This is a genomic window from Rheinheimera sp. (genome assembly GCF_965283995.1).
Classification (GTDB): domain Bacteria; phylum Pseudomonadota; class Gammaproteobacteria; order Enterobacterales; family Alteromonadaceae; genus Pararheinheimera.
Window position 1 is genome coordinate 1,034,462 of record NZ_CBDIQG010000001.1, and the last position, 18,312, is coordinate 1,052,773.

15 protein-coding genes and 1 tRNA gene are annotated in these 18,312 nt (G+C 52.2%); 1 reads left to right on the forward strand and 15 read right to left on the reverse strand.

What is annotated here, in order from left to right; all coding sequences use genetic code 11:
* Positions 1-8: 8 nt before the first annotated feature.
* The 14 genes from ACQ66Q_RS04760 to ACQ66Q_RS04825 form a co-directional block, all read right to left on the reverse strand.
* Complete coding sequence (locus ACQ66Q_RS04760; RefSeq protein WP_377243093.1) at positions 9-1,388, reverse strand: sodium-dependent transporter; 1,380 nt, start codon at positions 1,386-1,388, stop codon at positions 9-11.
* A 115-nt stretch (positions 1,389-1,503) separates the two neighbouring features.
* The gene (gene prc / locus ACQ66Q_RS04765; protein ID WP_430455745.1) at positions 1,504-3,504 is read right to left on the reverse strand and encodes a carboxy terminal-processing peptidase; all 2,001 of its coding nucleotides are present in this window, start codon (positions 3,502-3,504) and stop codon (positions 1,504-1,506) included.
* A 15-nt stretch (positions 3,505-3,519) separates the two neighbouring features.
* On the reverse strand, positions 3,520-4,251 hold the full coding sequence (gene proQ, locus ACQ66Q_RS04770; RefSeq protein ID WP_430455746.1) for an RNA chaperone ProQ: 732 nt from the start codon (positions 4,249-4,251) through the stop codon (positions 3,520-3,522).
* 3 nt (positions 4,252-4,254) lie between these two features.
* Positions 4,255-4,602, reverse strand: coding sequence for a hypothetical protein (locus tag ACQ66Q_RS04775; protein ID WP_430455747.1), 348 nt, complete (start codon positions 4,600-4,602; stop codon positions 4,255-4,257).
* Positions 4,599-5,072 carry a GAF domain-containing protein gene (locus ACQ66Q_RS04780; RefSeq protein WP_430455748.1) on the reverse strand — a complete coding sequence of 158 codons (474 nt, stop codon included), beginning with the start codon at positions 5,070-5,072 and terminating at the stop codon, positions 4,599-4,601. Before ACQ66Q_RS04780 ends, ACQ66Q_RS04775 begins: the two co-directional genes overlap by 4 nt.
* An 81-nt stretch (positions 5,073-5,153) precedes the next feature.
* A complete protein-coding gene (locus ACQ66Q_RS04785) occupies positions 5,154-5,816 on the reverse strand; it encodes an SIMPL domain-containing protein (protein WP_430455749.1) in 663 nt (220 codons plus the stop codon).
* 84 nt (positions 5,817-5,900) lie between these two features.
* Positions 5,901-7,739, reverse strand: coding sequence for a M1 family metallopeptidase (locus ACQ66Q_RS04790; RefSeq protein ID WP_430455750.1), 1,839 nt, complete (start codon positions 7,737-7,739; stop codon positions 5,901-5,903).
* Between the two features lie 101 nt (positions 7,740-7,840).
* Positions 7,841-8,728 (reverse strand): GGDEF domain-containing protein, encoded by an 888-nt coding sequence (locus ACQ66Q_RS04795; protein WP_430455751.1) that lies wholly within the window; start codon positions 8,726-8,728, stop codon positions 7,841-7,843.
* 141 nt (positions 8,729-8,869) lie between these two features.
* Positions 8,870-10,693, reverse strand: coding sequence for a protein kinase domain-containing protein (locus tag ACQ66Q_RS04800; protein ID WP_430455752.1), 1,824 nt, complete (start codon positions 10,691-10,693; stop codon positions 8,870-8,872).
* Between the two features lie 86 nt (positions 10,694-10,779).
* A complete protein-coding gene (locus ACQ66Q_RS04805; RefSeq protein ID WP_430455753.1) occupies positions 10,780-12,366 on the reverse strand; it encodes a dihydrolipoyllysine-residue acetyltransferase in 1,587 nt (528 codons plus the stop codon).
* Positions 12,367-12,379: 13 nt separating this feature from the next.
* A complete protein-coding gene (locus ACQ66Q_RS04810; RefSeq protein ID WP_208931502.1) occupies positions 12,380-13,357 on the reverse strand; it encodes an alpha-ketoacid dehydrogenase subunit beta in 978 nt (325 codons plus the stop codon).
* Entirely contained in the window at positions 13,357-14,538 is a 1,182-nt protein-coding gene (locus ACQ66Q_RS04815) for a thiamine pyrophosphate-dependent dehydrogenase E1 component subunit alpha (protein WP_377243113.1), read from the reverse strand. Before ACQ66Q_RS04815 ends, ACQ66Q_RS04810 begins: the two co-directional genes overlap by 1 nt.
* A gap of 401 nt (positions 14,539-14,939) precedes the next feature.
* Positions 14,940-16,004 (reverse strand): succinylglutamate desuccinylase, encoded by a 1,065-nt coding sequence (astE, locus tag ACQ66Q_RS04820; protein WP_430455754.1) that lies wholly within the window; start codon positions 16,002-16,004, stop codon positions 14,940-14,942.
* A gap of 123 nt (positions 16,005-16,127) precedes the next feature.
* Positions 16,128-17,000: an EamA family transporter gene (locus tag ACQ66Q_RS04825; protein ID WP_430455755.1), complete on the reverse strand. Its 873-nt coding sequence runs from the start codon at positions 16,998-17,000 to the stop codon at positions 16,128-16,130.
* A gap of 195 nt (positions 17,001-17,195) precedes the next feature.
* Between ACQ66Q_RS04825 and ACQ66Q_RS04830 the strand changes: the two genes are divergently transcribed.
* Positions 17,196-17,272 (forward strand) — tRNA-Pro (locus ACQ66Q_RS04830).
* Between the two features lie 106 nt (positions 17,273-17,378).
* On the opposite strand, the gene ACQ66Q_RS04835 is transcribed toward ACQ66Q_RS04830, so the two are convergent.
* Positions 17,379-18,305 carry a LysR substrate-binding domain-containing protein gene (locus tag ACQ66Q_RS04835; RefSeq protein ID WP_430458536.1) on the reverse strand — a complete coding sequence of 309 codons (927 nt, stop codon included), beginning with the start codon at positions 18,303-18,305 and terminating at the stop codon, positions 17,379-17,381.
* Positions 18,306-18,312 lie beyond the last annotated feature (7 nt).

An 18,312-nucleotide genomic window follows, 5' to 3' on the forward strand; every position in this document is an offset into this window, starting at 1 on the left:
TTTTTTTATTAGAGTACACCGGTCAGATTCAGAAACACGGCTACGATCGCCACTGGCGTGAACCAGCGGATACAGAACAGCCAGATACTATAAGCAACCGGCGATGTATTCAACTCTTCCCGGCTGGCGTGTTGCTGTACTTTCCAGCCGGCAAAAATGGCGATGGCGAGACCACCGAGCGGCAGCATGATGTCTGAGGTCAGATGGTCAATGATTTCAAACAGGTTATTCACTTCTTTACCGACAAAATGGAATTGCCATTGGGTCCAGCTGGCGCCACTGAAACTGAAAACAGTTAACAGGCTTAAACACCACAACACAATGCCGGACAACACACAAGCGCGCACTCGGCTGAAACCTTTAGCCTGTGTCAGCCAAGCAACAACAGATTCAATCATCGCAATGGTTGAGGTAAAAGCCGCAAACACCAGCATGACAAAAAATAAGGTGCCAACCAGTTGGCCACCCGGCATCTGGCCAAAGGCCACCGGCAAGGTGACAAAAATCAGTCCAGGCCCCTGCCCGGCATCAAGATTATGCGCAAATACAATAGGATAAATCACCATGGCCGCGATCAACGCGACTGAGGTGTCTGCCAGTGCAATCCAAATCGAAGTGCGGGCAATCGATACTCTGCCCGGCATATATGCGCCGTAAGTGATCATGACGCCAGAGGCCAGACTTAAAGTAAAAAACGCATGACCCAATGCGATCAACATGCCAGACACTGACAGTTTGCTAAAGTCCGGCGCGAACATAAAATGCAGCGCTTTGGCAAAATCACCGGTTAGGCCGGCATAGATGGCAAGGCCAATCAACAGCAGATACAAAGCTGGCATCATCCAGCGGATCACTTGCTCCAGCCCTTGTTTCACCCCACGGGCAACCACAACGCAGGTCAGCACAATCACTAACGTGGTCCACAGCAGCAAACTAGACAAATCGGCAGAAAACTGTCCAAACATCGCGCCAATGTCACTGGCGCTTTGGCCGGCAAAACTGTTTTGCGCGGCCTTACTGACATAAGCAAAGGCCCAGCCGGCGATCACTGAATAAAACGACAGAATTAAAAATCCACCGACCAGTCCCATCCAGCCTGCGATCTGCCAAAGCGGATTCACTTTGGCTTCAATCGCCAGCGCTTTGACGGACAACCCCGGGCTTTGTCTGCCACGCCGGCCAATCATCACTTCAGCCATCAACACCGGAATGCCTATCAGCAAAATGCACAGCAAATACATCAGCATGAAGGCGCCGCCGCCGTTTTGCCCCATGATGTACGGAAACTTCCAGATATTACCAAGGCCCACGGCCGCGCCCGTAGCAGCGATAATAAACATCAGCCGGCTTGACCATTGCGGCTGGACGGCAGCGTTTGCAGTCGTCATAACATTCTCTTTTTGAAGGATCTCAGATAAAAACAAAGGACTGCAGGCAGTCCTTTGTTCGTGGTCACACGCAATGCGGCGTTATTTTTTGGCGATTTTGCTGCTCAGCACCAGATCAGCGGTGATCAGCGGTGATCAGCACAGTTTCTTCCAGCAATGGATCGAGTTTTTCCAGCACTTCCGGTGCGTCATCAACTGATTTTACCGCCGGCAGTTTTAACCGTGCCAGCCGCTCATTCAGGCGCTGCAGTTCACGTTTGCTGTCGCTGTCTTTTTTCGCCAGCCGGACCTTTTCATTCAATGACACTGTTTTCTGATCTTTTTCCTTGTTGTACAAGGCAATATCGTCATTCAGGTATTTGAACTCAACTTCCTCGGCAATGCGTTTTTGGTGTTTTTCCTGCAAGATTGGCAAGGCAGCTTTGATATCCGGCACGCTGGCATAACTGGCTGGCGCGATGGAATCCCACGGTAATGCATTCTCTTCTTTGCTTTCGCCCCATTCTTCCGGATTGATTGGCGTTGGATAGGTGATATCCGGCACTACACCTTTATGTTGCGTACTGCCGCCATTGATGCGGTAGAATTTGGCGATGGTGTAATTTAATCCGCCCAGCTCGGCATCGAAAGTGTCATAAATCCGGCCAAGACCACGATGCTGCTGCACTGTGCCCTTCCCAAAAGTGTGTTCACCAACAACGAGCGCGCGACCATAATCCTGCATCGCAGCAGCAAAAATCTCTGACGCTGAGGCGCTGTAACGGTCTACCAGCACCGTCAAAGTCCCATCATACAAAGTAGTGCCGTCGGTATCGTCGTTTTGGGTGATGCGGCCGTTGCCTTCGCGGATTTGCACCACCGGGCCACGGTCAAAAAACAAACCACTCAATGAAATGGCTTCAGGTAAAGAACCACCGCCGTTACCGCGTAAATCGATGACCAGCGCGTCGATTTTTTCCGCTTTGAGTTTGATGATCTCTTTGCGCACATCTTCGGTCAGATTGTTATAAAAGCTCGGGATGTTAATCACGCCAACTTTTTTATCGCTCTGATGCAACTGCGATTTAAACACTTCGCCTTTGGCAGCGCGATCTTCCAGACGGATTTTATCGCGGACAATTTCAATCAGTTGTGGTGTCGCGCCGGCGCTGTCACTGGAAGCCATTACCTGCAGCCGGACTTTGGAGCCCTTAGGGCCTTTGATCAAATCAACCACATCGTCCAGGCGCCAACCAACGATATCGACAAACTCGTCATTGCCCTGTGCCACACCGACAATTTTGTCTTTGGGTTTGAGCTTTTTGGTCAGATCAGCCGGGCCACCCGGTACCAGACTGGAGATCACAGTGTAATCATCGTCTGCCTGTAACACCGCACCAATCCCTTCCAGCGACAGGTTCATTTCCTGTTGGAAGCGGTCGGTATTCCGCGGAGACAAATAATAAGTGTGGGCTTCAATCGAGCGTGCATAAGCATTCATCACCAGCTGAAACACGTCTTCGCTTTCAGTCTGCGCCAGACGTTTTTTCGCCGATTTATAACGCTTAGTCAGGATATCTTTGATTTCTTCAGGTTTTTTACCTGCAAGTTTCAGATTTAACGCATCGAACTTGACCCGTTGCCGCCACAGCTCATTCAGCTGCGCTGCAGTTTCCGGCCAGGCAGCATCTTCGCGTTCATATTCGTAGGCATCTTCAGTATTAAAATCAAAGCCTTTATCAAGTACCGATAAGGCGTAATCAAAACGCTCAGCCCGGCGCTGCAGGCTCAGATTAAACATCTGATATGCAAAGTCAAACTGGCCTTTGGCAATGGCATCATCGAACTGAAATTTGTATTGCTCGAACGTCGCAACGTCCGATTTGAGCATCACGTTGTGAAAATAATCCAGACTATCCAGATACTGGTCGAACACTTTTGCTGACAGCTTATCGTCAATCTGTACCGGCAGGTAATGCCCACGGGTCAGGATCGCCGCTATACGTTTACTGGCAGTAAAATGTTGGTCAAGCTGAGACAGTTCCGGTAGCGTGACTTTCTCCGCGACCGGTGCAGCAATAGTGGCGCCACTGAACGCCAAAAACAAACCTGCGGCAATACCTGATAATTTTCTCATCGGACACTCTTTGTGTTAAGCCTGAAATAAACTTCCACGCTGGGTTTTGACAATCATGCCTGAAGCCAGCTGCACAATAACGTCTTGTTTAGCTAACTCTACGACAGTGGCGGCGATTGGGCTGGCACCAAATTTAACCAACACTTTACCGCCTACCACTAACTGACCTTCTTCCATCGCTTTGAGTTCAACTGCCGGTGCTTTTACCGGTTCTGCGACAGGTTTTGATGTCAGATTAGCGGCTTTCGCCACGCGACCGTCAGATTTGCGCTCAGTTTTTTTGTAAGCAGGTTTTGCCGGTTTGCCTTCGCCTGCCGCTTTGGCCGGAGCCGCGGTGCCAGCAGCAATGGCTGCAGCTTTTGCTTTGGCACGCTCAGCGGCCTGACGTGCTTTGCGCGCTTCCTGAGCTTTGGTTTTGCTTTCGCTCAGCGTGGCGGCAGCATGCTCAGCCTGACTGGCATCAATCACGGCACCGTCAATACCGTCTAAATCAACACGGCAGACGCCTTCTTTCACCGCTTCAAGATAACGCCAACTGCTGGTATAGACGCGAAGCGCCTGACGCAACATCGTTTTGCTAATCAGTGGATTTTCCTGCAGTTTTTCTGCAAGATCTTGAAAGATACCGACTTTCAGCGGCTTTGCCGGACCAGTCAGACTAAAACACAACGGAAATTGTTCGGCCAGGAGTGCCACAACTTCTTTAACATTGTGCGGTTTGGCTTGGACTTCGACTTGACTGGTCATGGTTTAATACTCTTCTTCATCAATGACATCTTCGGCGTCGTCATCATCATCTTCATCTTCGTCATCAGATGGCGCGCCATATTGTTCTATAAACTGCCGGCTGTGGTTCACTGCCCAATCCACCAGTTCATCCTCGTCTGCTTCGACCATCACTTCGCTTCCGCGCAGCTGGTCCCAGACATCTCGCATCAGCCGATCGATCAATGCAACATCTGCTTCATCTGGAATTAACGGCCAGATCGCATGATAAATGGTATTGATCCGGTCGGCGACCAGTTCTTCTTCACCTTCCCAGTCACCAACATCCCGGACATCGTACAAATAATCCTGGACAGACAACCAGTCTTTCATAAAGTTTGTTCCAAACGTTGCTCCAAAGCAGCCACTATTTTGGCCAGACCCAGCTGGTCCTGCTGATCAAATCTGGCCAGCGACGGGCTATCAATATCCAGTACCCCAATGATCTCTCCACGCAGACGCAGTGGAAAAACGATCTCGGAATTACTGGCCGCATCACAGGCGATATGCCCCGGGAATTCATGCACATCTTTTACCAGCTGCACTTCACCGGTAGCCACCGCAGTGCCGCACACGCCTTTACCAATATCGATCCGCACACAGGCTGGTTTGCCCTGAAACGGGCCTAACACCAACTGCTGTTGTCTTAATAAATAAAAACCGGCCCAGTTCAGGTCCGGCATTTCCATAAATAATAAAGCGCTGATATTGGCGAGGTTGGCGATAAAATCGGTCTCGTCGGAGATTAACGCTGCACATTGAGCCGTGAGCGTGTCATAAAAGGCTAGTTTTTCAGCAAACATCAGGTCTGGACGGGTTATTAACTCAAGGCCCCTACCATACTTGGTTTGTCCGAAAAATTAAACCTTTAGGCAGAACATTTCTCAGGGATTTATCAGTTCAAACTGCACCTGCACGTCAGCACGGATCTGTTGCTGACCAAAACTGACCGGCATTGAATCCGCTGCCATCATCATCCCTTTGAATCTCGGACCCGGTGCACTGGACTGCTCATGCAGCTGATTGACTTTGCCAAGTTTGCGGCCACTCAGTGCCGCCAATTGTAATGCTTTGGCTTTCGCGGCCTGAAATGCCTGCTGCAGTGCCTCGGTATAATACTGTTCGCTGTCTGCCGTTTGCAGGTCTACCGGCTGGATCTGACTGACGCCTAACTTTGCCGCGCCTTCCAGCAATACCGGATATAACGCCAAATCACGGATCAATACAGTGGTGCTGCGTTCAATGCGGAACTGGTCAAGTTTTTGTTCCCGTTGCTCCGGATACACCACCAATGGCGCATTATTCACATCACTGGCTTTAATCTGATGTTTGCTGAGCAATGCGGCAAATGCCGCGCTTTGCGCATCTACCGCTTGTTTGCCGGCAGCCACATCAGCCTGTTGTGCGGAAAAGACCAACGTCAGCCGGGCTTGGGTTGGCGTCACAGCGACAGCGCCGCTGCCATTAACCTGAATAAAATCGGCTTCAGCCGCGTACACCGACTGCCCCAGTGCTGCACACAACACCATCATCTGACTTAATTTCATCACAAAACTCCTGTTACCTCATGGCTCTTGGCCGGACTGGGGTCAGCATAGCAGCCCGCACAGCCGCCAGACTGTGACAAAATGTCAAAGCGCTAATTTGTCCAGTTGCTGCTGCGCCAACGGATGATAACCCGGGCGAGCTTCGCGATAGACCTGGCGGGCCCAGCTGCGCCACTGCGGATTGGCTTTCAGTTCACTGTATAGCGGAATAATGAATTTTTGCCGGCCGACCGACAGCAGGAACTGGCGAAGTGGCTGGATAATTGGTTGGTAATTCAGTGGGATCACTAATTGAGCCCACGCAGTAAACACTTCAGCATTGCTGCTTTGCGACAATGAAAAAACCAGATCCAGTTCGTTTAGCTGTTGTTCTGTCAATTCGCGTGGCAGCAGGTCAATAAAATGCAGCCACTCGTGCACAGACCATTCGGCGGTCGGCAACAAACGCAAGCCAGCCTTGCCCGCCAGCCATTGTTGCTGTGCCGCACTCACGCGGGCAAAAGCGTCGGACGCAGGCAGCGCCAGTTCGTCCGGTAAGCCCGGAGCGTTTAACCAACGCTGCAGGGCCTGTTCACTAAAACTCTGTTTGCTATTCAGTTGTTGCTGAAAATATTGGATAAAAGATTCGGTGTGGATCGACTGGAATGCAAAATGGGCAAAATATTCGCGCAGAAACTGATCAAACTTTGCCTGGCCGAAATGTTGGGCCAACGTTAATAACAGTAGCTGGCCTTTGACATAAGGAATTTGTTGAAAGGCTTCTTCCGGGTCGCGTCCGCTGTAATCAGCCTGCAAACGCGAATCTGCCGGCGCCTGATGCGTCAGCAAATTGCGTAACGCTCGGACATTGAGCAGCAACTCCATATCCGCCCTTGGCTGGCCGTACACCTGTTGCATGATGCGGTTTTCAACGTAATTGGTGAAACCTTCATTGAGCCAGACGTCATTCCAGCTGGCATTAGTGACTAAATTTCCGCTCCAGGAATGCGCCAGTTCATGCGCCACCAGACTGATCAGACTTTTATCGCCGGTGATGATGGTCGGTGTGACAAATGACAGTCGCGGATTTTCCATTCCACCAAATGGAAAACTCGAAGGCAATACCAACAAGTCGTAACGTTTCCACGGATATTTGCCAAACAGCTGGTTCGCCGCATCCATCATCTTTTGCGTGTCAGAGAATTCCGCTGTCGCCCGGTCCAGCCAGAGTTTCTCGGCATAGACACCGGTATCGGCCGACATGGCTTTAAAATGCAAATCACCAACGGCCAGCGCAATCAGATAAGACGGCACGGGTTGTGGCATGTCGAATTGATAGTCACCGTTTCTTCTGGTGTTGGCGCTGTTATCGGCGCTCATCACTGCCAATAACTCTGGCGGTGTTTTGATGTGAGCCTGATAGGTGATGCGGTTAGCAGGTGTATCCTGCAGCGGGATCCAGCTGCGTGCATGGATCGGCTGTGACTGGGAAAATAAAAACGGCTGCTTTTTTTCGCTGGATTGCGCCGCGGTCAGCCACTGCAAACCATTGGCCTGCGGTGTCGTCTGATAATAGACCCGCACGGCTTTAGTGAGGACTTGCAATTGAATCGTCAGTGGCTGGCCTTTCAGCGCATCTTCAATGCCGAGTAAATAGGCCGCTTTTTGCCAGTGCACGCCATCATTGGTGAACGTCACTGTGGTGATCTTCAGGTTCCGGCTGTCCAGCACCAGGCGGTTTATGGTTGGATCCAGTCTTTCCAGTTGATGTTCAGCGTAACCGGTCAGCTGTTGGCGGGTAAAATCAACCGCTAAATCTAACACCAGATGACGGGTCCGCACTTGCTGAAAATTGGCAAAACTATGTGGATCAGGCGCTACTGTGGCGGCCAATACCGGCATAAACAAACCAAAAACCATCAACCAACACAACACTCTGACCATGCAACGACTCTTTTTTGCGACTCGGTATGGCGAGTTCCGCGGTTTATTTTGCTGATTTCATGTTACCTGCTTTTATCTGTCGTTCAAACAGGGAAGCCGGCTCAATACATCCGTACACAATTACGGCCTTGCGCTTTGGCCTGATACAAGGCGTGGTCGGCGGCGGCGGATAACTCGTCCATCCGTTGTAGCTGCAAGGAAAACTCAGCAATGCCGATGCAGGTAGTCAGACGTGTGCCTTTTAACGCGGCGAACTGCCAATCAGCAATTTTGAGCCGGATCCGCTCCGCCAGCGCGAGCGCTGAATGAGCATTGGTATCGGGCAGTAACGCAATGAACTCTTCACCACCGATCCGGCCAAAGTCATCCGGTTTTCTCAGCTCTGATTGCACCCGCTCAGCGAAACCAATCAGCACCTGATCGCCGATGGCGTGACCATAGACATCATTGATGTGCTTAAAATGGTCCAGATCAAATAACAAAATGCTGAAATCCTGCTGATAGCGGCGGGCCTTTTTTAAATGGACTTCAGCAATTTCCAGGATGCGGCGGCGGTTGTAACACTTGGTGAGCGGATCATGGTCTGCCAGGCTTTGCAGCTGGCGTTGTAATTCCTTTAATTTGCTGATGTCGGCGGCCACCAACCCGGTCGCAAACAACTGCCCTTGTTGGTCGCGAATGGGGAATTTCAACGACAAAAACTCCAGCGCTATACCGTCCACTTCAACTCGCTCTTCGACGCTAATTGCGGCAGTCGACTGTTGCGCCAGTTGGTCGGCACGGCGAAATTGCAACGCCGTTTCTGCACTAAACAGCTCGGCATCCGTTTTGCCGATAAAATCCTCTATCGGTCGACTGAATAAACGACTGTACTGCTGATTGACATACAGATAATGCCCGGCCAAATCTTTTGCCCCAATCACCGCGCCGGAATGATCGGCGATCGCCTGCAAAATATCGATTTGCTGCTGCCAGTGTGCTTTGTCCACAATACTGCCTTCTGTCCGTTTATGGCTGTTAAAACCATAGCAAAACGCCCGCGATACTGCAGTTTTATTTCACCATTCGCTGATATACCGGTCAGACTCCCAGCTGCAAGTGCGACGGCCTGCTCTGGCTTCATTGCGCAATTAGCGGGCAGCATAAGGGTTGGCCGGATAGACACAGGTTGGCACAACCAGTTGATGACTAAATTTGCGTGTGGCCTTTTGCGGCAATTTCATAAAACCACCGACACCATCGCCTCGGATCAACGGAATTTTACTGACAATATTTGCCAGTAACCGGGCAAACTGCACTTCGGCGTCGGCATCAAGCAAATGAAAATAACTGTGTATTTTCATATAAAACGCAGTGACTTCAAAAATAATACAACCGGTGTGGCGGATCAGGTTCAGCTGCGCCAGGTCGTCCATGATGGCATCTGGCAGCACCAGCTGTTCATCCGGATCTTTGCCATCTTCAAAATAAGAATGTTGTTTGCTGCTAAGTTCAGCATTGCTGACCGCTTTCACTTCATACGGGATATGTAAACCGGCCGGCACAGTGAAAGCGTGCTCGGCCTGTTCCCGTGCCAGGTGGATGGTCTGGCGCGCATCAAACAAACAGGCTTTAAAAGTGCCGACTTTCGCAATAGCGCGGGCCAGCGTCACCACGTTATTCAGCGCCAGCGTAAAGGCTTCTGTCAGTGCTTGCTGATACAAATGAAAATGACAATCGACGTAGACCCCCTGTGCCTGCCAGTGGATCGCGAGGCCTCCCACCACCGGATACCGGCCGAGCCGGCTGACCGCCGCGACAAAGGCTTTTTCGGTTTCACCCATGCCCTCAAGGTAGTTTTTGTAATAGCGCTCCAGCTGCACATCGTCGACGTACTGAATGCCGTCTTCTTCACTGTGTTCGCGCAAAAATGACTTGCGCGACGAATACACCACTGTATCCAATTCACGGCTTTGCGCATTGATGCCAAACGGCAGCTGCGGGCTATCATCAAACAATGTCAGGTCCGGCAACACCAGATGAGCTAACCGTGGCATCGCTTTGAGGAAATAATCACCGGCCTGCGCGCGTAGACCGGGGTCGTCCGCCAGCAGACTGTCGAGCATAGTGGCAAACTCGTTGGGAAGCCCGAGACTACGCGCCGGGATCGCTTTGCGGCCAAAACGACAGCCCTGGCCAGACGCCAGCGCATATAAAGTCCCAGCCACGCCCTGCTCATCAAAGCGTGGGCTGGATAAAGCGCCGGCACGTTGCTCAGCGCCAATAAAATACACGTCGCCAAGCCTGGCATTAGAATTTTGTAAATCGGCAGACATCAGCGCCATCACGTTATTGCTCAGGTAAGTCCCCTGCTCATCGGTCTGGGCAAACACAGAGCTGCCCCAATCGACCAGACTGATTTGGCCACTGTGTTCGTCATACACCAGATTGGAAGGTTTGATATCACCGTGCACGATAGGACAAGCTTCGCCGTCTTTCTGATGACTGCGCAGCACTTTGAGTAAACTGGCGAGCTGAGCGGCAATATCAATGATCAGCCGGACCGGCAGGCGACCATGGCGCAGGCTGTATTGTTCAAGGTCAATGCCGCGGGCCCGGCCCATCATCAGAATGCCTTGTTTTTTCACCAGCTGGTAGGTGATGTACCGCGGCACATTCGGATGCTGAATTTGTGACAACATATACGCTTCGTCAGCCAGCCGCTCCTGGATATGTTGCGGCAGGTTGATGCGGGAAAACTTAAACACACATTGTTCGCCGGCTTTATCCAGCCCGGCAAACGCAAAGCCATAAGCGCCTTTGCCAACCAGCTCGATGTCGCGATAGCCTAATTTGCGCAATTCATCGATACACAACGCGACCCAGTCTTTGAGCTTTTTCGCGTCATTGGCATTGAGCAGATAAATCGACTGCTCTTCCGGAATATAAAAATTACGTAATTGGTGTTTGTACATCGCTGAAACAAAAAAGCCCCGAATGGGGCTTTTTTAACAGGTTTTGCGCGCCTTAGATAGCGCTGGCGTATTCTTTAGCGTATTCGTTAGCGCATAGCGACCAGCATCGCTGACGGCTCTTCCAGGTACTTTTTCCACAGGTTGGTAAAGCGGGCAATAGTGCCACCGTCAATCACCCGGTGGTCGCCAGACCAGCTGACCTGCATGATGGACCGCGCCACTACATGGCCTTTGGCATCAAAGCGCGGCAGCAACTGCACTTTGCCAAGCGCCACAATCGCCACTTCCGGTTTGTTGATAATAGGCGTCGCGACTGTGCCGCCAATAGCGCCGATATTGGAGATGGTGATAGTGCCACCTTTTAAATCAGCCGGGCTAACACGGCCTTCCCGCGCCAAATCAGTCAGACGGGTTAAATCTGTCGCGATCTCCACGATAGATTTACGCTGGCAATCTTTAACATTCGGTACCAGCAGACCGACTTTAGAATCAACAGCAATGCCAATATTGTGCTCGTCAAAATAAGTCAGCGCGGTGCAATCTGCATTGACCTGACTGTTTAAGATCGGGAACTCATTAAGCGCCAGCGACATCGCTTTCATAAAAAACGGCATCATGGTCAGCTTGACGCCTTGTTTCGCCAGATTGTCTTTCAGGCTTAACCGCAGCGCGATAAGGTCGGTCAGGTCAATCTCTTCACAGTAGGTGAAATGCGGAATGGTGCTGACGGACTCAGCCATCTGCCGAGCCATCGCTGCTTTGATGCCTTTAATCGGTTCAACCCGGCGGCCGGTGTTCGCGGAGTTCGCAGTATTGGCAGCGTTCACTGCAGCAGGCGCGACGACCGATGCCGTAGTCGCTGGCGCAGCAACTGCGCCGGAAACAAAGGCCTGCACGTCATGTTTAAACACACGACCCTTCGGACCTGTGCCTGGCACGCGGTGAATATCGATACTGAGTTCGCGTGCCAGCCGGCGTACCGCAGGGCTTGCCAGCGCTTTGTGGCCGGCAGGCAGACTAGTGACTGCTGCAGGCGCTGTTGCCGTTGCCGTTGCCGTTGCCGTTGCCGTTGTCGCAACAGGTGTAGCAGCCGGAGCCTGATGTGCTGATGGCGGCTGTCCTGAAGCCAGGGCGGCGTCCATCTCGATGGCAAACAGCGGCTCATGCACTTTGGCGATATGGCCTTTGGCCGTATACAGCTTCACTACTTTGCCCGGATGTTTGGCCGGAATTTGCACTAAAGCTTTGTCGGTCATCACGTCACAGACGGGTTGGTCTTCAGCGATGATATCGCCTTCTTTGACCAGCCAATCCACCACTTCACATTCGACAATGCCTTCACCGATATCCGGCAGAATAAAATCCTCAACCACTTTGCCGCCAACTGCGACAGCAGCAACAGGCGCTGCGGTGACTGGTGCATCACCGGCAACCACGTCAACAATCATTTCAAATAAAGGTGCGTGGACTTTCGCGATATCGCCTTTGGCATAATACAGCTTGCTGACCACGCCGTTATAAATTGCAGGGATCTGCACCAAGGCTTTATCAGTCATCACGTCGCAGATCGGCTGATCTTCGACAATCCGATCGCCTTCTTTCACCAGCCAGTCGACCAGTTCACATTCCACGATGCCTTCACCAATGTCCGGCAGGATAAAATCTTTTTTCATCGATAACTCCGGCTCAGAAATTGACTGACGCTTTAATGGCTTCAAAGGTTTTTAAATGGTCAGCGACGTATTCTTTTTCCAGCGCCAGCGGATATGGCGTATCCAGACCACAGACGCGCAGGATTGGACTTTCCAGATGCAGGAAACAACGTTGCTGGATGGTCGCAGCGATTTCACCGGCAAAACCACCAGTTAACGGCGCTTCGTGGTTAATCACCAGACGGCCGGTCTTTTTCACTGATTCAGCCACTGTATCGACGTCCCACGGCAGGATGCTGCGCAGGTCGATCAGTTCACAGGAAATACCAATGGCTTCAGCCATTTCGACTGCCTTTTCCACGATCTCCATTTGCGCGCCCCAGGCCAGCACTGTGACCTGAGAACCGGTTTTCATCACTTCGGCCTGGCCGATTGGCAGCTCGTAGTATTCTTCCGGCACTTCACCAACCGATGCGCGGTACAGTTTTTTCGGTTCAAAGAAAATCACCGGATCCGGGCAGTTGATTGAGGCCAACAACAAACCTTTGGCTTGATGCGGATTGCGCGGAACGACGATTTTCAGACCCGGCGTATGGGCAAAATAAGCTTCTGGCGACTGACTGTGGTAGTGACCACCAGCGATACCGCCGCCGTATGGCGTGCGGAACACCAAACCACCGACGTTAAATTCATTGCCGGAGCGGTAACGGAACTTGGCCGTTTCGTTGACGATCTGGTCAAAGGCCGGAAAAATGTAGTCGGCAAACTGAATTTCTGCGACCGGCGTCATGCCTTGCGCCGCCATGCCATTGGCAAAACCGGCGATGCCCTGTTCTGTAAGAGGCGTGTTAAAACAACGCGCTTTGCCGTATTTTTCCTGCAGCTTAGATGTCGCGCGGAACACACCGCCAAAATGGCCGACGTCTTCACCAAAACACACCACGCCATCGTCTTTGGCCATCGCTAAATCCAGCGCGTTGTTGATGGCCTGTAACATATTCATTTTCGCCATTACATTCTCCCTGACGTGATTGGATACGCATCCGGGTATTTGCGGATGTGCTCTTTAAGTTCCGCCAACTGGCGTTCCAGTTCAGGGATAGGCTCGGCGTAAACGTCGCTGATCAGATGTTCAATACCAGGTTTTGCGACTTTTTCTGCCACTTTTAATGCTTCCAGAATGTCTTGACGCAGCTGCTCGATCGCGGCTTTGTCGGCGTCATCATCCAACCAGCCTTTTTGCAGCAGGAATAAACGAAACCGGGCGACCGGGTCGTTTTTACGCCACAGCTCTTCTTCTTCTTTTGAGCGATAGCCGCTCGGGTCATCCGACGAAGAATGCGCGCCGAGGCGGTAAGCAATTGATTCGAGCAGCACTGGCTCGTTGTTCGCAAGCGCATATTCACGCGCCATTTTAGTCGCCTGATACACCGCCAGAATGTCGGCGCCGTCGACCCGGATGGTTTTCATGCCATAGCCAACGCCACGACAGGCGATGCCGTCACCTTTAAACTGTTCGTTGGCTGGTGTTGAGATGGCGTAGCCGTTGTTGCGGCAGAAAAACAGCACCGGTGCTTTATGCACCGCGGCCATATTCAGACCGGCGTGGAAGTCGCCTTCAGACGCGGCGCCTTCACCGAAATAACAAATGGTCACATTGGCCAGACCGCGTAATTTCTGCGCGTAGGCATAGCCGGCGGCTTGCGGGATTTGCGTGCCAAGCGGGCTGGAAATGGTCATGTAATGAATGGCATTGCTGCCGTAATGCACCGGCATCTGGCGGCCTTTGCCGAGATCTTTTTCGTTGGAAAACAGCTGGTTCATAAACTGTTCCAGCGTGAAACCACGGTAACGTAACGCGCCTTGTTCACGGTATTGCGCCATGATCATGTCGGCATCATCCAGCGCAGCTGCACTACCGACAGTGGCGGCTTCTTCGCCGAGGCATTGCATATAAAAACTGATCCGGCCCTGACGCTGCGCGCCCAACATCCGTTCGTCCAGCACGCGGATAAAGGTCATGGTCTGGTACATTTTCAGCGCTGTGGCTTTATCGAGTTCCGGTGCGGTCGCACCTTCGTAGAGAGTGCCGTCGTCCTGTAAAATGCGCAGTGTCGGGATCTGCAAAGCGTGGCCACTGGTGAATTCGGCGTGGTGCACGGTCGAAATCGTGGCGTTATTCGGGTTGGTCATAGATCTCTCTTTGTCATGCGGGTAACGCGGACCTTGGTGTTTGCCGGCTTTACCTTAATGTTGAATCCATCTGACTGACAGTCTGTCGCTGTTTAGGTCAGCTTCTCCCCTGGATTTTTGCAGGCGGTTTATCGCGTCGGATTATTTTACTTTACGTAGACGTCAAGCAAATCGCTGCAGCTTCGCTGTTATTATTTTGTTCCAGCGGCGCAAACTTTACCTTTACGTAAACTGCATTGCAACCGCACCAACCTGTAAAACGTAGCACAGCCGAACTTTTTACGGTGAATTTTTCCATAGGCTCGGATAAGGAAAACTAATGCGAGATGAGTTGATGGCGCTATCCCGCCGGAAGCGCCGTGGATTCATGGCCCGGCAGCAGTCATTGTGCCGGGTTTCACTCAGGCGACCTGTCCGGCGATGGATACCGGTTTGACCAGCAACATGGCGCGCTGGCCCAGTGCCACGTCGGCATTGGGGAAAATGATAGCTTCACCCGGCTCATCAACCCGATATTCGATGTCGCCATCACGGGCCAACAAGGTGCCAAGCGGAAACTGGCTGAAATTTTCAATATTACGGGCAAAACACAGTTCAAATTGCTCTGTCTGTTTGTTCACCGCACGGCTGACGACAAAGAAATTGAAGCTGCTTTCATCAAATGCCGGCAACTCAGTATTGGTACCCGTCAATAAAGCCCGTAACATCAAATCGCAAGCGCTAAACCGGCTCATATCGTTTTCGCCAAACGGCCGTACTTTGCCCAGTTCCAGCGTAAAGGCATGAGCACCACAACTTTGCGCGCCAAAATAGCTGAAGGTTGATGCCGGCGTTTGCATCAGCAAAAAGGTGTCAACACCACAGGCCTGCAAAAACTGCAGCTGGCTTTTGCTCCAAGGCTTACCGTGTAAAAACGGATAAACGGCAAATTTTTCAAACTGCGAGCCCCGAATGGCGGTGTGCAGGTCATACAACAAGCGCTCGCGCTCTGCCTCAGCCGTCTTGTAAAAACGCTTTACATAGCGTTCGAGCCTGGCGGCGCGCTGGCGCTCCCAGCCCGGTTCGCCGGCACCTTTACTGTGATGCCCGGAGAACAGCCGGTTCAGGTTATCCACCAGCTCACGTTTGCCGGCATTGATCGCCGGCGGATTGCCAAACAGAAACAACAGCCGGTGACGGCTTTGGATTTTTTCCAGCAACAGGTCCTGACAAATTGCTGCGCAAAGCTCAATCGGCGCAGTTTCATTGCCGTGAACACCTGAAGACAACACCAGGTCGATGCCTGCCGGGTTCGCTGGAGTCAGGCATAACACGCCAGTATCCCAGACCTCCACCACAGTGCCGTTATTGAGCGTGTAAGCAAAAGGCGTGAGCTCTTTAGGGTAAGTCAAAGTCAGACCAAGGAAGTCGCCACTGTGCTGCAGCGCTTCCGGTTCTACGATACGGTTCAGAATATTGGTTTTCATGCTTCAAATCTGCGTTATAGGGTTAGCAGGGCCAGCTTCTTCGAGCCGGGCTCACTGTATGGGTCAGCAGCATTGTAATCATCTGTCGCCTGATTGCGCCAGCGCCGGGAATTGCACCGAGTGTCAGGCCCACATCACGAGTACAGCCGCCAGAACAACAAGCGCAAGGCCAAGCAAGTCAGTGCGTTTGAGTTTTTCCTTAAACCAGAACACCGAAATCAACAAAGTGAACAGGACTTCAACCTGCCCCAGTGTTTTCACTAATGGCACGCTCTCCAAGCTCATTGCGGTGAACCAGCCTAAAGAACCGATACAGCTGAAAAAACTGGTCAGCAAGGTCAGTCTGGGCCTTTGCCATAGTGCAACCAGCACGGCGCGGTCGCGTATTAACAGATAACCCAACAACAGCAGCGTCTGGCAGCTGATGACAAACAACAACACCCAGGCCGCGCCATAAGGAAACGGCAAGCCGAGCGCCAGACTGGCTTCGCGGATCCACAACGACGTCAGTGCAAAAGCGGCACCACTGGCGGCGCCGATAGCAACGGTCTTGAGCGGCAGCTCGGTCAGGTTCCGCACACCGCTTAATAAAAACACCGCGATGGCACCCACTCCAACCCCAATCCAGCCGAGCGGCGACAACACACTGGCAAAAAATAACACGCCAAGTACCGCAGCAAAGATCGCTTCTGACTTCGCCAGACCGACACCAATGGCATAGTTTTTTTGCTTAAATAGCACCACCATCAGTGCAGTGGCCAGAATTTGCATCACAGACGCCGCCAGCAAATACCCGGCAAAACTGGCGCTAAATACTGGCAATGCCGCAGCCTGATACTGATATAACCCCAGCAAATACAGAGCCGCCAGCGGACTGGCATATATAAATCGTGCCAGCGTGACACCCAGCACCGACACTTCTTTACTGAGCTCTTTCTGACAGGCATTACGCACGGCCTGCATCGACGCAGCCAGTAAGGTAAACAAGATCCACATAAAAATCGGCCTCCCCGGCCCTTGCGCAAAAATACCCGCAGATTTTGGACATCCGGACGGATGTTTAATGGCATTACCTTAACCGAAAATCTGTGGCGGCGCTTTGCTATTTGGCTGATTAACCGGCTAAAAATGCCGCAGTCAGTCGGTGCAGCATTGCAATCAGACAGAAAGCCAGTAAGATAAGGCGCTCGTCGGTACGTAGCGCAGCTTGGTAGCGCACTGTCATGGGGTGTCAGGGGTCGTGGGTTCGAATCCCGCCGTACCGACCATTAAATTTCAAGAAAAAACGCCGGATTTATCCGGCGTTTTTTTATGTCCATGCAAGGACGGTATGCCGAACATGCAGGAGCAATTTTCGGCGAAACCGGCAGTTCACTACAACTGTGCTTGTGTCAGTGCGACAAACTGGTTAATCAGCAGTTGTTTTTGCGGCTCACGCTCTGACGCCTGATGCGCCAGCAATAAGCGCGTGACCGCCATCTCGTCGGCCAGTTGCCGGTAACAAACCCCTGCCAGCTGAATGCGGTCGAAACAGGCCGGCAGCACGCTGATGCCGACACCAGCGGCGACCAGGCCGATGATGGTCGATGCTTCGGCGGCCTGCTGCACGGTATCTGGCGTAAAGCCGGCTTGCAGGCATAGCGCGTGCAGTTGCCGGTAAATACTGGTTCCGGCTTGTGGCGGATACATAATAAACCCCTGCGTTGCCAAATCAGCTACGCGCAGTTGTGGTTTGGTTGCCAAAGGATGCTGCTCTGGCAACACCACCACCAAGGGATCAGTGCGTAGCGGCAAATAATGCAGCGCATGCACCGCTGAATTCTCCTGCTCCGCTTGTTCAGCGCCAAACTGTGGCCGGACAAACGCCAAATCCAGTGTCTGTTGTTGCAACGCCGCCAGCTGGTGTTGCGTCGACATTTCCAGCAACGTCAGCGTGACTGCCGGAAATTGCCGGCGATAAACATTAATCAACGTTGAAAACAACGGCGTCAGCGGCGTAGACGAAGTAAAGCCAATCCGCAGTTCCCCGGCCTGTCCTGTGGCGGCGGCTTTTGCGCTAAGCGCAGCAGCACCGGACAGCGCCAGAATTTTTCGGGCATCGGCGAGTAATAACTTCCCCGCTTCGGTCAGCTGCACCGACCTTTTCGTGCGGGCAAATAATAATGCCCCTATCTCAGTTTCCAGCTGGGCAATGGCATAACTGAGCGGCGGCTGGCCGATGCAAAGCCGCTGCGCCGCACGGGTGAAATGCAGCTCTTCTGCAACGGCAATAAAATAACGTAATTGTCGTAATTCGATGATTGGTTAC